The 13,412-nt window shown below is 71.8% G+C and carries 13 protein-coding genes and 1 tRNA gene; 3 read left to right on the top strand and 11 right to left on the bottom strand.

The window, feature by feature from the left end; translation table 11 throughout:
* Positions 1–234: 234 nt before the first annotated feature.
* The 3 genes from ACI8AF_RS20805 to ACI8AF_RS20815 form a co-directional block, all read right to left on the bottom strand.
* On the bottom strand, positions 235–1,107 hold the full coding sequence (locus ACI8AF_RS20805) for an NAD-dependent protein deacetylase (RefSeq protein WP_456541659.1): 873 nt from the start codon (positions 1,105–1,107) through the stop codon (positions 235–237).
* Between the two features lie 40 nt (positions 1,108–1,147).
* Positions 1,148–1,588, bottom strand: coding sequence for an SRPBCC family protein (locus ACI8AF_RS20810; RefSeq protein WP_456541660.1), 441 nt, complete (start codon positions 1,586–1,588; stop codon positions 1,148–1,150).
* A gap of 271 nt (positions 1,589–1,859) precedes the next feature.
* Positions 1,860–2,546: a haloacid dehalogenase type II gene (locus ACI8AF_RS20815; protein ID WP_456541661.1), complete on the bottom strand. Its 687-nt coding sequence runs from the start codon at positions 2,544–2,546 to the stop codon at positions 1,860–1,862.
* 87 nt (positions 2,547–2,633) lie between these two features.
* Between ACI8AF_RS20815 and ACI8AF_RS20820 the strand changes: the two genes are divergently transcribed.
* Positions 2,634–3,455, top strand: a complete 822-nt coding sequence (locus tag ACI8AF_RS20820; RefSeq protein ID WP_456541662.1) for an alpha/beta fold hydrolase — start codon at positions 2,634–2,636, stop codon at positions 3,453–3,455.
* Here ACI8AF_RS20820 and ACI8AF_RS20825 read toward each other — a convergent pair.
* The gene (locus tag ACI8AF_RS20825; protein ID WP_456541663.1) at positions 3,430–3,807 is read right to left on the bottom strand and encodes a hypothetical protein; all 378 of its coding nucleotides are present in this window, start codon (positions 3,805–3,807) and stop codon (positions 3,430–3,432) included. The two genes, ACI8AF_RS20820 and ACI8AF_RS20825, sit on opposite strands and share 26 nt — an antisense overlap.
* 109 nt (positions 3,808–3,916) lie before the next feature.
* On the opposite strand from ACI8AF_RS20825, the gene ACI8AF_RS20830 reads away from it, so the two are divergent.
* Positions 3,917–5,842 carry a PKD domain-containing protein gene (locus tag ACI8AF_RS20830; protein ID WP_456541664.1) on the top strand — a complete coding sequence of 642 codons (1,926 nt, stop codon included), beginning with the start codon at positions 3,917–3,919 and terminating at the stop codon, positions 5,840–5,842.
* A gap of 124 nt (positions 5,843–5,966) precedes the next feature.
* Positions 5,967–6,039: transfer RNA gene (locus ACI8AF_RS20835), tRNA-Arg, on the top strand.
* Between the two features lie 6 nt (positions 6,040–6,045).
* Here the strand turns inward: ACI8AF_RS20835 and ACI8AF_RS20840 are convergent.
* From ACI8AF_RS20840 to ACI8AF_RS20870, 7 genes are all read right to left on the bottom strand, one after another.
* Positions 6,046–6,267, bottom strand: coding sequence for a hypothetical protein (locus tag ACI8AF_RS20840; protein ID WP_456541716.1), 222 nt, complete (start codon positions 6,265–6,267; stop codon positions 6,046–6,048).
* A 156-nt stretch (positions 6,268–6,423) separates the two neighbouring features.
* Positions 6,424–7,527: a sugar ABC transporter substrate-binding protein gene (locus tag ACI8AF_RS20845; protein WP_456541665.1), complete on the bottom strand. Its 1,104-nt coding sequence runs from the start codon at positions 7,525–7,527 to the stop codon at positions 6,424–6,426.
* Positions 7,528–7,598: 71 nt separating this feature from the next.
* Entirely contained in the window at positions 7,599–8,741 is a 1,143-nt protein-coding gene (locus tag ACI8AF_RS20850; RefSeq protein ID WP_456541666.1) for an ABC transporter permease, read from the bottom strand.
* Positions 8,738–9,733, bottom strand: coding sequence for an ABC transporter permease (locus ACI8AF_RS20855; protein ID WP_456541667.1), 996 nt, complete (start codon positions 9,731–9,733; stop codon positions 8,738–8,740). The genes ACI8AF_RS20850 and ACI8AF_RS20855 overlap by 4 nt, the downstream gene beginning before the upstream one ends.
* 56 nt (positions 9,734–9,789) lie before the next feature.
* A complete protein-coding gene (locus ACI8AF_RS20860) occupies positions 9,790–11,358 on the bottom strand; it encodes a sugar ABC transporter ATP-binding protein (protein WP_456541668.1) in 1,569 nt (522 codons plus the stop codon).
* A gap of 87 nt (positions 11,359–11,445) precedes the next feature.
* Positions 11,446–12,396 (bottom strand): TIGR03560 family F420-dependent LLM class oxidoreductase, encoded by a 951-nt coding sequence (locus ACI8AF_RS20865; protein WP_456541669.1) that lies wholly within the window; start codon positions 12,394–12,396, stop codon positions 11,446–11,448.
* A 10-nt stretch (positions 12,397–12,406) separates the two neighbouring features.
* Complete coding sequence (locus ACI8AF_RS20870) at positions 12,407–13,369, bottom strand: ribokinase (RefSeq protein WP_456541670.1); 963 nt, start codon at positions 13,367–13,369, stop codon at positions 12,407–12,409.
* Between the last annotated feature and the right edge of the window lie 43 nt (positions 13,370–13,412).

Below are 13,412 nucleotides of genomic sequence, written 5' to 3' on the forward strand. Positions count from 1 at the left end.
CCCCCCCCCCCCCCCCCCCCCCCCCCCCCGCCCCCCCCCCCCCCCCCCCCCCCCCCCCCCCCCCCCCCCCCCCCCCCCCCCCCCCCCCCCCCCCCCCCCCCCCCCCCCCCCCCCCCCCGCGGCCGAGGTGCCGCTGCAGCCGGGCCCGCACGTCGTGGGGCAGGGCCGGGTCGCTCGCCCGCCAACGGCGGCCGTCGACGACGACCCACCGGCCGTCGTCGGTGCGCTCGACGCTCACCCGGCGCAGCGGGTGGCGAGCTCCGGCAGGACGACGCCGAGCGGGGCGTCGACGCGCACGTCGGCCTTGGCGTCGCCCCGGGTCGGCCCGACGTTGACGATCGCCACCGGGATGCCGCGCTGGGCGGCCCGCAGCACGAACCGGTAGCCGCTCATGACCGTCAGGGACGAGCCGAGCACCAGCAGGCAGCCGGCGTCCTCCACCAGGTCGAAGCAGGCGTCCACGCGGTCGCGGGGCACCGTCTCGCCGAAGAACACCACATCGGGCTTGAGCGGGCCGGAGCCGCAGGCCACGCAGTCGACCATGACGAAGCCGTCGAGCACCTCGTCGGGCAGCTCGGCGTCGCCGTCGGGGTTGATCTCGTCGGTCCGCGGCCCGAAACCGGGGTTGGCCGCCCGCAGCCGCTGGTCGAGCGCGGCGCGCGACGCGACGTCGCCGCAGGCCAGGCAGACGGTGCGGTCCAGCCCGCCGTGCAGCTCGACGACGTCGCGCGCCCCGCCGGCCTGGTGCAGCCCGTCGACGTTCTGCGTGATGATGCCGCCGACCAGGCCGGCGCCCTGCAGCTCGGCGACCGCCCGGTGCCCGGCGTTGGGTCGCGCGCCCCGGATCCGGCGCCAGCCCACGAAGCTGCGGGCCCAGTAGCGGTGCCGGCCCCGGGGATCGCGGGTGAACGTCTGGTAGGTCATCGGCGTGTGCCGGCGCAGCGAACCGGTGGCGCCCCGGTAGTCGGGGATGCCGGAGTCGGTCGACAGCCCGGCGCCGGAGAGGACGACGACGTCGCCGTCGGCGACGAGCTCGGCCAAGGCCTCCGGGCAGGCGGAGGCGGCTGCGCCGGTGCTGGTGGAGACGGTGGTCGGCGCGGCGGTCACCCCGCCATGGTCCCCCGTCGGCGGCGGGCGTGCCGGGAGCTCAGACGAGCTCGCGCTCGAGGCGGGTGAGCAGGTCGGTGTGCACCCGCCGCAGGCCCTTCGGCGCGAAGGTCCGCTCGAAGAAGCCGCCGACGCCGCGGGCACCGTTCCAGGTGGTGCGCACCCGCACGGTCGTCACGCCGGCGTCGGCCGGGCGCACGGTCCAGGTGGTCACCATCGAGGAGTTGGTGTCCCGCTCGACCAGCGTGGTGTCGTCGGGCTCGCTCACCTCCACGAGCTGGTCGCGCACCCGCTTCGACGTCGCCGCGAACCGCCAGTGCACCCGGGTGCCGGCACCGGTACCGCCGGCCTCCACCCGGTAGTCGCTGAACTGCTCGGGCATCGCCCGGCGGCGTGCGCCCTCGTAGTCGGCCAGCGCGGCCTTCACCCGGTCGGCGGGGGCGCGGACGACGTGCTCGGCGGTGGCCACGACCTCGCTCATGGCCCCCATCGTGCCCGGCGGTCACCAGCCGCCCCGGCGGCGGGTCACCCAGTTGCCGCACGGCTGCGACGCCCGTCCCCCTGAGCACGCCGGGCGGTGCGCAGGCCAGCGCAGGTGGCCGTCGCCGTCGCGCTCGTGCCGCTGCGGGTCGGCGCGTCGGTCGGGATCGTCGTGTCCACGGGTTCCTCCTCGGTGTCGGGGGGACCGGTGTACCGACGGGGCGGGACGGGCTGCCCGGACGCGTCCACAGCGGGCGCCGCCGCGCCCAGGTTCAACAGCCCAGTTGCGCGGCGAGGTCGGCCAGGTCGTCGGCGACCACCAGGCCGGGCAGGTCCGGCGGGTCCTCCGGCACGCCGGTCCCCCACTCGCCGGGACGGCGGACGAACAGCGGCCGCAGGCCCACGTCCGCCGCGGCCACCAGGTCACCGGCGTGCGCCGCCACCATGCCGACCTCGTCAGGGGCGCAGCCGAGCAGCTCCGCGCCGCGCCGGTACACCCGCGGGTCGGGCTTGTAGCTGCCCGCGAGCTCGGCGGAGAGGACGGCGTCGACCCGCCAGCCGCCGGACCGCAGCAGGTCGACCAGCAGCGCCACGTGCCCGTTCGACAGCGTGGCGGTGCGCAGCCGGGAGCGCAGGCGCTCCAGCCCGGGTGCGGTGTCCGGCCACGGCCGCAGCCGCCGCCACGCCCGCACCAGCCGCTCCCGGTCGCCGTCCCCCAGGGCGATCCCGTGACGGGCCAGGACGTCGTCCAGGGTGTCGCGGTGCACGGCGTCGAGGTCCCGCCAGCCCGGTCGCCCGATCTCGCGGTCGAGCGCGGGCTGGTAGGCCCGCCGCCAGTCGTCGACGACCGCCGGCCAGTCGGCGTCCCGGCCGAGGGCCCGTGCCTCGTCGACCAGGCTGGAACGCCAGTCGACGAGGGTGCCGAAGACGTCGAACACCAGCGCACGGAGCTCGGCCACCCGAGCACCCTCGCACCGCCGCCTCCGCGCCCGCGAGTGGGCACCGTCACGACTGCCGGGGGCCTGGAGCGGGGTACCCACGGGACGGTGACCGCCCCTCCCCGCACCGCCCCCCTCTCCGTGACCCGTACCGGGCAGGGCGAGCCGCTGCTCCTCCTCCACGGCATGGGCAGCTCGCGCCGCGACTTCACCGCCGTGCTGCCCGCGCTGGCCGAGCGCTTCGACGTGCTCGCCCCGGACCTGCCCGGTGTCGGCCGGTCACCCGCCCTCGACCGGCGCCCCACGGTCGCCGCGCACACCGACGCGGTCGAGCGGACCCTGGACGCCGAGGAGGTCGGCACGGTGCATGTGCTCGGCAACTCGCTCGGTGCCCGGATCGCGCTGGAGCTCGCCCGGCGGGGACGGGCCCGGTCCGTGGTCGCGATCGCGCCGTCGGGCCTCAACCTGCCGCCGGAGCGCGCGGTCCAGGGCGCCGGGATGGCGCTCGCCCGGGTCGTCGCGCGCACCGCCGCACCGCTGATCGAACCGCTGTCCCGGTCGGGGCTCGGCCGCACGGCGCTGCTCGCACCGCTCAAGGCGCGGCCCTGGGCGACCAGCCGCGAGGAGGCCGTCGGGGCGCGGGAGGGGTTCGCCGACTCCCGGGACTACTGGCGCACCCTGCTGCACGCCCTGCTCGTCGACGTCCCGCGCGGGATGGACCGCATCGACCGCCCCGTCACGCTGGTGCAGGGCTTCGCGGACTGGATCGCCTCCGGGCAGACGGTCCGGTACCTACCCCTGATCCCGGGCGCCCGGTTCCGCCCCCTGCTCGCCGCCGGCCACGCACCCCAGTCGGACCGGCCGCGGACGATCGTGCGGCTGGTCGAGGAGACCGCGGCGCGGGCTACTCCCGCGACTCCTCCGCGTTGAGGTAGGCGCAGCGGTAGCGCGCGTTCGCCATCGCCTCGGTGAACCGGGCCTCCCAGGCCGGGTCGTCGGCGCGGAAGGTCTCGAAGACCCGCTCCTCGAGCACCACCGGCCGGCCGTCGAGACCGGCGTGCCCCTTGCGCAGCAGCACCCGCGTGGCGCCGTCCAGCTCGTCGTGCGCGACCGTCCACCGGGCCGCGGCGATCTGCGCCGCCAACCACGCACGGTCGCGGGCGGGCAGCGCCGCCGTGCCCGCCAGGGCACCCCCTCGCAGCGCCCGCCAGGCGGCCCAGGCACCCAGCCCGAGCAGCACGACGACCAGCGCGACCAGCGCCAGCTCGAGGATGACCAGCACGACCCCGACGGTAGTTCGAACGGGCGCCTGCGGCGCAGCCCCTTACGCAGCGTGGTCGTGTCCCCGTAGCCTGCCGCGCCAGTGCGAGGGGGTGGTGCGAGGAGGCGTCATGCGGGTGCGGACGATCGCCGAACTGGCCGTGGTGCTGGTGCTGGTCGCCTTCGTCGGCGCCTCCACCGCGCAGGGTGCCGGCGAGCCCGGCGTGGTGCGGTTCACCGCGGCGGGCGACTACGGCACCAACAGCGCCGCCACCGCCGTCTTCGACGCGATCGGGGACGCCGACCCCGACCTGCACCTCGCCCTCGGCGACCTGCTGCAGGCGGTGCCCGGCACCGAGCAGGGCTGGTGCGACCTGGTCAAGTCCCGCCTGGGCGAGGCGTTCCCCTTCGAGCTCATCGGCGGCAACCACGACAGCGGTGCCGACGGCGTGCACATCAACAACTTCTCCTCGTGCCTGCCCAACCAGCTGCCCGGGCTGGTCGGCACCTACGGCCGGCAGTGGTACGTCGACGTCCCGCAGGTCGACCCGCTCGTCCGGTTCGTGATGCTCTCCCCCGACATGCCGTATCCCGACGGGCACTGGATCTACCCGGCCGGCAGCGCCCGCTACGACTGGGCCGCCGCGGCGATCGACGGTGCGCGCGCGACCGGCGTGCCCTGGGTGGTCGTCGGCATGCACAAGCCCTGCCTGTCGCTGGGCCAGTACGGCTGCGACATGGGCCCGGACCTGTTCCAGCTGCTCATGAGCAAGCGGGTGGACCTGGTCCTGACCGGGCACGAGCACCTCTACCAGCGCACCCACCAGCTGGGCGCGCGCACCGGCTGCGCCGCCGTCCAGCCGGGCACCTACGACGCCGACTGCGTCGCCGACGCCGACGCCACGATGACCGCCGGGGCCGGCACCGTGTTCGCGACCGTCGGCACCGGTGGCACGGCCCTGCGGACCGTCAGCACCGGCGACGCCGAGTCGGGGTACTTCGCGGCCCGCTCCGGGGCCAACCTCACCCCGGCGCACGGGATCCTCGACGTCTCGGTGACCGCCGACTCGCTCACCGCGGCGTTCGTGCCGGTCGACGGCGCCTTCACCGACGGCTTCGCCATCCACCGGGGCGCGCCGCCGCCCAACGCGGGACCGACGGCGGCGTTCACCTCGACGGCGCAGGGGTTGACGGCGTCGTTCGACGGCTCCGGGTCGAGCGACCCCGACGGCACGGTCACGGGCCACGCCTGGAACTTCGGCGACGGCACCACGGGTACCGGGGCCACGCCGCAGCACGCGTACACCGCCGCCGGGACCTACCAGGTCACGCTCACCGTCACCGACGACGACCAGGCCACGCACTCGGTCACCCAACCGGTGACGGTCACCGAGGTGACCGGCCCGGTCGACTTCGCCACCGACACCTTCACGCGCACGGTCACCGGCGGTCTGGGGACGGCGGACGTCGGCGGGGCGTGGACCACCAGCGGTACCGCCGCCAACTTCTCGGTCAACGGGCAGACGGGGAACATCACGCTGCCCGCGGCGGGCAACACGCGCTCGGCCTGGCTCGGCGCGACCACCCGCACCGACACCGACTACCGGGTGACGATCGCGCTGGACAAGGTGCCGACGGGCAGCGGCGCCTACCTCGACGTGGTCGGCCGCCGGGTCGGCCAGAACACCGAGTACCGCGCGCGGCTGGTGATGGCGGCCAACGGCCGGATCACCGTGCAGCTCACGGCGCTGCGCGGGACGGCGTCCCCCGTCGCGCTGGCCACCGCGGTGACCCTGCCGACGACGACCACCTACGCCGCGAACACGCAGCTCAACGTGCGGATGCAGGTGACCGGCACGAACCCGACGACGGTGCGGCTGAAGGTCTGGCCGGCGTCGCAGCCCGAGCCGACGGCCTGGCAGACCACCGCGACCGACACGTTCGCGGCGCTGCAGGCGGCCGGGTCGGTGGGCATCACCGCCTACCTGTCGGGCAGCGTGACGAACGCGCCGGTCGTGCTGCGGGTGTCCGGCCTCGGCGCCGGCCCCACGGCCTGAGGTCGCGGCGCACGGTCGCGCCTCGCCGGCGGACCGGTCAGGGGGTGCTCGCGGACCCCGGTTCCGCGGACGTGCCACGATGAACCCCGCCCAGGCGGTCGTCGACGGCGACGTGGACGCCTCCGCCCCCGTAGCTCAGGGGATAGAGCAACGGTTTCCTAAACCGTGTGCCGCAGGTTCGAATCCTGCCGGGGGCACTTGAATCACCGCTGGTCAGCGGCTCCTTGCTCAGCGGACCAGCGGGACGACAGGTGCGAGTACCGGTCGAGGGTCATGGCCGCGCTGGCGTGGCCGAGCATCGACTGCACGGCCTTCACGTTCGCCCCGGAGGCGATCGCGAGGCCGCCCCAGGGCGCCCGCAGCGCGGTCTGGCGACGGCCGTGCCAGAGGAAGGCCCGCACCTGCCCGGGGCACATCCGGACCATGGGCGCACCGAAGTCAGGGCGGCACATGGGGATCCCGGGGCATGCATGGGTCACGAAAGGCAAGCAACCACACTGACTATCGCGCCAAAGGCAGCAAACGGCCCCCAAGTCCGAATCGCTCGACTCAGGGGCTGCTTGCTCCTAGGTGAGGCCGCGTCAGTACTCGACGCCTGTCGACATGGCCGACCTGATGACCTCCTCGTTCCAGTCCACGTTCTCCTTGTCAACGACGATGGTCGGGATACGGACGAACTGCGGAACGGCCTGGCCGAGCACCTCGTGGGCGACCAACATGTCGACCATCATCTGGCCCATCTCGATGCTGTTCACGTTCACCGTGGCCGTGAGCTTGCCGGCCTTGATGGCCTCCATGCCCGAAGCCAAGCCGTCAGCACCGATGGTGATGATTCCCTGCTGGCCGTCCCAGTGCTGGAGTCCGAGAGCGTCGATCGCCTGCGAAGCCCCGAGGGCCATGTCCTCGTTCTCGCCATAGATCGCGTCCACGTCGGGGAACTGGGTGAGCAGGTCCTGGGCCGCGGTCAGTCCCCTGTCACGGACATAGCCGCCGTCCGCACTACCCACGATCTTCATCCCGGGGTACTGGGAGATCGCGGCTTCGAAGCCCTGCTGGCGCAGCTTCGTCCAGTCCGATCCCGACGGTCCGAGGATCTGGATGACGTTGCCCTGACCTTCGAGCTGCGTGGCGATGTACTGCCCGGCCAGGTAACCGGACTGCCAACGGTCGTCGTAGCCGATGTTCGACACCGTGTTCAGACCTCCGGTCGGGCTTTCGTTCTGCCCCGGGTCCGGCACGGTCAGCTCCTCCGTCGAGTTGAACTGGTAGAAGTCCACCCCCTCTTCCGCGCCCGTCCGGTAGATCTCTTGCATGGTGTCGGCGCTGGCTGCGGAGCAGATGAAGACAGCATCGAACTCTCGGGCGATGTACCCCTGGATGATGCCGGGCGCCTCCGCCCCGGAGTGGGCGTCGTTGAGGGCGCCCTGCCGTTCCCAGGTCCACTCGATGCCGTAGCGCTCCTCGTACTCCTTCATCCGGTTGAACGCGGACTGCTCGATCTGCGTGTAGAACTCAGAGAGGATCGGCGGCGAGAAGCCGACCTTGAGCGCCTGGCCGTCCCACTGGTCCCTGATCAGGGTGTCGGACGACGCAGATCCGACGGCGCCTCCCGAGTCGGAGGAACCCCCTCCTCCGCTGTCGACGGTCGAGCAACCGGCGATCACGATGGCGCTGACGAGCGCCACCGAGCTGCGGCCCCATCTCCTACGCCGTCCGGAGCGCAGCCGTGCCGGCTTGTGCCGGACCTCGGTCCTGGTCATTCGCGGTTCATCCCTTCGGTCGACGTGCCTGATGTGATGGAGGACCCGGGTAGGGGGGCGCTATGCGTCTCAGCGGCCTCACCGGCGACGCCGGCGCCAGCTGCTCGTCGTTGCCGCGCCGCGGCGCTGACCAGGTCGCTGACGCGGTTGGCCAGGACGGCGACCAGCAAGATGCAGCCGATCACGATGCGCTGGTAGCTCGAGGGGACGCCTTCGAGATTGATGATGTTGATCGTGGCGGCCAGCGTGATCGCGCCCAGGACAGCCCCGAGGATCCGGCCGCGGCCTCCGCTGAGAGCGGCTCCACCGATGATCGCTGCGGCGATCGCCTGGATCTCGAAGCCGACTCCTAGATCGGCCGGGACGTTCGTGTTCCGCCCTGCCATCACGATCCCTGCGACGGCTGCGGTGAGACCGCTGATGACGTAGGCGAGTACGCGCGTCCGATCGACACGGACGGCGGACTGCATCGCCGCCGAACGACTGCTACCCACGGCGAACAGATGCGTTCCGAGGCGGGTCCAGCCGAGCATCCCGCCGAGCACGAGGGCGAGCACCAGCGCGATGATCATGGGAACCGTCAGGGACCCCACCACCGGGGTCAGGCCGCCGACGTAGTAGTACTCCGGCACCATGTAGCCGATGATCGGAACGCCGCCGGTCCAGATGTACAAGATGCCGCTGGCGATTCCGAGCATGGCCAACGTCGCGATGAAGTCGGGCAGCTTCAGTCGGGTGACCAGCCACCCGTTGCCGATCCCGACGAGCGCCCCCACGAGAAGTGCGGCGATGAACGCCACGATGAGGGGCATCCCCATGAGGAGCGTCTGCGCCGTCACACCGGCGCACAGAGCCATGACAGCCCCGATCGACAGGTCGATCCCACCGGAGATGAGCACGACCGTCATGCCCATCGCCAGGATCATGACGACCACGCTGCCGCCGACCAGGTTCGTCAGGTTGCCGACGGAGAGGAAGGCCGGAAGGGCGAAGGCGGAGATCAAGCAGACGATCACGAGGAGCGTGATCACTCCCAGCGTGGGGTCGAGGAGCAGTCGGTAGCCCAGGCGCCCCAACGGGTTCGACCGCGCGGGCGGTGGTGTCGTGGTCGCCGGCGTCCGTGGCGTCGTCGCGGTCATGAGTCGGCCCCGCTTCCTGTGCGAGCCGCAACTGGCGGGACAACCTCTGGCGGTTCCGTGGGCGGCGGTGCACCGGGTGGCCGTCCCAGCATCCGGTCGACGACCATGGTTCGGACGGCGCGATCGAAGACGACCCCGGCGACCACGCACAGCGCGGTGACGATGCTGAAGTAGACGGGGTCCACGCCGTTCAGCCGCAGCCCCTGCTGCAGCGTCGCCAGGAGCAGACCGCCCACGACCGCGGCCCAGACGTTGCCGCGTCCTCCCGAGAGGCTCACGCCACCGAGCACCGCGCCCGCGATGGCAGTGAATTCGTACCCCACCCCGAGGAAGGCCTGGGCGCTGCGCAGCCTCGACGCCATGAGGATGCCTGCTGCCCCGGCCAGGAGGCCCGAGATGACGAAGGTCCAGAGCCTGATGGTGCGGACGTCGACACCGGCGTTGCTGGCTGCGTCCGGGGAGACGCCGACGGCGAAGATGCGTCGGCCCAGCACCGTGTTGGCGATGACGAACTGGACGACCACGAAGATCAGGGCCGCGATCACGAAGGACGTGGGGATGCCGAGGATGCTGCCGTGGACTAGGGAGGAGAACAGGGGCGTCGAGATGCCCTGCAGCGGCGCCCGTTGCGTGAGGACGATCAGCAGTCCCGCGGCGACGTTCAGCGTCGCGAGCGTGACGATGAAGTCGTTGATGCCCAACCGGGTGACGAGCAGCCCGTTCACCAGGCCGAACACCAGGCCCGTCCCCAGGCCGACCAGGATCGCGACGCCGGTGCCCGCTCCGGACTGCAGCGCCCAGAGTGAGGTGCCCGTGCTCAGTCCGGCCACGGTGCCGACCGACAGGTCGATGCCGCCGGCCATGATGACGACCGCGACGCCCACCGTGATGAGCAGGATCGGGATGGCGTTGGTGATGTAGTCCCGGACCGCTCCAGGGTCCAGGAACACCGGCGAGAGGATCTGGAAGACAACGACGGCGATGACGAGCACGATCGCGATCGGCACGCCGGTGGTGGACAGGACTCTCGTGGCGGTGCCGCGGGTGTTCATGGGTGGTCGCTCCGGGCGGAGAGAGAGAGGATGCGCTGCTTGACCTGTTCCAATTGACCGTTGGCCAGGGCCTCCGGCACGCGGTCGACGCGGCCGACGATGCGTCCCTGTCGCATGACGAGAACCCGGTGGCTGAGCTCCACCAGCTCCCCCACCTCGGAGGCGATGACGATGGCGGCACCGCCGGACGCGACGAACTCGCGGATGAGGTTGTGCACCGCGACCTTGGCCGCCACGTCGATCCCCTGCGTCGGCTCGTCGAAGATGATCAGCGCGGGCTCGGTGTTCAAGCAGCGCGCGACGACCGCCTTCTGCTGGTTGCCCCCACTGAGGTTCCCGATGGGCTGCCGGACGTCCGGCGTGCGGATGGACAGGCGCTCCCGGAAGGTGTCACCGCGCTCTGCCTCCGCCTTGCGGCTCACCACGAAGCCCAGTCGAGAGACGCTGGCCAGGTTGGAGATCGCGACGTTCTGAGCCACGGAGAGATCCGCGAGGATGCCCAGTTGCTTGCGGTCCTCGGGCACCATCGCCAGGCCACGGCGGTAGGCCTTGCTGGCGTTCCGGATCTTCAAGGGCGAGCCCTTGAGCCAGATGGAGCCGGACGACGGCCTGTCCAGGCCCATGATCACCCGCGCCAGCTCCGTCCGGCCGGCGCCGGCCAGACCGGAGATGCCCACGATTTCGCCCGCCCTGACCTGGAGGGCGATGTCGCGCAACACGTTTGCGCGGCTGACGCCTTCGAGGCGGAGCACCTCCTCGCCGGCGTGGTCGACGTCCTCGAGGTCGTGGTGGACGGGCGCACGACCGAACTCGTCGGCTGCTCCGCCGAACATCATGGACATCAGCCGGTCGAGCGTCGCGTCGGCCATGCTGAGGGAACCCACAGTGCGCCCATCCCGGAACACCGTGGCGGCGTCCGCCAGGCCGAACAGCTCCTCGAGGTGGTGCGTCACCCAGATCAGCGAGACGCCGCGCGAGCGGAGACGCCGCATGTGACCGAAGAGGTGGTGCTTCTCCTCCTCCTCCAGACCCGAGGTCGGCTCGTCGAGGATGAGCAGCCGCGGGTCGAAGACCAGCGCCTTGACGATCTCCACGACGCGCTTCTTGAGCGCGCCGAACTCGCCGACGGGCAGGGCTAGGTCCTCGCGGGTGAGACCGAACTCCGCCGCGAGGGATGCGACCCGTTCGGCCATCCGCCGCCGGTCGAGCTTCAGGCCGATACCGAAGGCTCGGGACGTGGTCTCCCGGCCGAGGAAGATGTTGTCGAGCGTGGTGAGCGCGGGGACCAGCGACAACTCCTGGTGGATCGTCGTGATGCCGGCCGCATGCGCGTCACTGGGACGGTCGAAGCTGACTTCTTCCCCGTCCAGCAGGATGGTCCCGCTGTCGGCCGGCGTGAGGCCCGAGAGAATGTTGATCAAGGTCGACTTGCCGGCGCCGTTGCCTCCCAGCAACGCGTGGATCTCTGCGGGAGCGACCTGCAGGCTGGCGCCGTCGAGAGCGGTGACCCCCTGGTACCGCTTGACGACGTCGCGTGCCTCCAGGAGCAGCATGGTGCCGGGCATCGGTTGTGCGTCCATGGCGTCCTCAACTCGTGGTTGTGGATGCGGCGAGCAGCGGCGGTACGGGACGGCCCCCGCCCCCGTGACCACTCATGCCGACACCAGGTGCTTGCCGATGAGCTCGATCATCTCGAGGTCGTCGGGCAGGTAGTCGTGCAGCACGATGCGCTGCACCCCCACGGCTTCCAGGGCCGCGACGCGTTCCAGAGCTGCCTCCGGCGTGCCCAGCAGCCACCTGTCCAGCCGATCCTCAGGGGGCTCCACACCGACCGCCGCCGGGCCGAGAACGTCGTCCTGCCGCTTCTGCCGTTCCCGGTACTCCTTCTCATCAGCACCGATCAGCACGCCGCAGAGGGCCGAGTAGACGAGCTCGTCGGAGTCGCGGCCGCGCTCGTCGCACGCGTTGCGCACTCCCTCGAACGCGGTGCGCGCCCGGTCGGGGGTCGCGAACACCACGTTGTACTCGTCGGCAAACTGAGCGGCCAGGCGGCAGCTGCGTGGCTTGCCGTCACCGCCCATGATGAGGTGGATGGGCGGACGCCCGTTCGCGTCCGGACGCGGCTCGAACAAGGCGTCCTTCACCTGGTAGTACTCGCCCTCGAAGCTCCACCCCGGCGGCTGGTTCCAGAGACCGCGGACGACGGCGGCGTACTCCTCCAACCGGTCGAGACGCTCCTTGACCGGCGGGAAGGGGACCCCGAACTGCCGGGCTTCCCCCTCGTGCCAGCCCGCGCCGATTCCCAGTTCGACGCGTCCGCCGCTCATCTCGTGCACCGTGGCCGCCGTCTTCGCCAACGGGCCGGGCAGCCGGAAGATCACCGGTGACACGAGGACCCCGATGTTCACCGTGGAGGTGTCACGAGCGAGTCCCGCGGTCGTCGCCCAGGCGTCCGTGGTGGCCAGCCCGGCCTCGGGAAAGCTCGAGTAGTGATCGGACCGGAAGAATGTCTCGATCCCGGCCCGCTCGGCGGCGAGCGCCACCGCCAGGATGTCGTCGTAGCTCATGCCCTGCTGGGGCTCGATCATGATCGCGTAGCGCATCGTCGGCGTCCTAACCTTCGGTTGACGGAGTGGTGCGGAGCAGGTCCGACGCCGGCGTGCGACGCGGCAGCTGTGGCTGTTGCCGAAGAAGGCGCCGGGCCTCCTCGCTGGTGATCGGGTTCTGCGCCCCGTACTGCGCGCACGTCGCCGCCCCGGTGGCGGCGGCGAACAGGAGCGCCTCCTCGACCTGGCTGTCCTGGGACAGCGCTGCGGCGAAGGCGCCCACGAAGGCGTCGCCGGCACCAGTCGTGTCGACGACCGGGACCTCGAAGGCCTTCAACTCGATGAAGGTGTCCTGGGTCAGCGCGATGCAGCCGTCGCCGCCGAGCGTGATCACGACGCTGGCGGCGCCGAGCCGGGCGGCCTCGGCCAACGCCCGGAGACCGTCACGCGGATCGCGAACGCTTATCCCGGTGAGCGCTGCGGCCTCGTCACGGTTGAGCACCAGATAGGTGCACAGACGGATCAGCTCGGGCGGGAGCGGCCGGTATGGAGCTGCGTTCAGCACGAGATCCACCTCGTACAGCTCGCAGAGCTCAGCGAAGCGCGTGACGGCGTCCAGCGGCGTCTCCAACTGGGCCACCGCGATGCGCGATTCCTTGAGCACGTCGGCCTCGGACTCCACCTCGGCGGCGGTGAGCTCCGAGTTCGCGCCCGAGGAGACGACGATGGCATTCTCACCGTGCGAGTCGACGGTCACGAACGCCATGCCGGAACCGACGTTGTCCTTGGACCGGACGTGGGTCAAGCTCACCCCTGCGTCCAACAGGGCGGAGCGGATCGTGTCGGCGCCCCCGTCCCGGCCCAGCCTGCCGATCAGGTGGACGTCGCCTCCCAGCCGCGCAACCGCGGCCGCCTGGTTGGCGCCCTTACCCCCGGGCCGGCTGGTCACCGGTCCCCCGAGCACGGTCTCCCCGGGACGAGGAATTTGCGGAACCGCCACCGACAGATCCATGTTGAGGCTGCCGAGCACTACCACTCCAGTACGGGCTCCGCTGTTCGAGTCCGCGACTGGT

The organism is Blastococcus sp. SYSU D00669 (genome assembly GCF_054050715.1).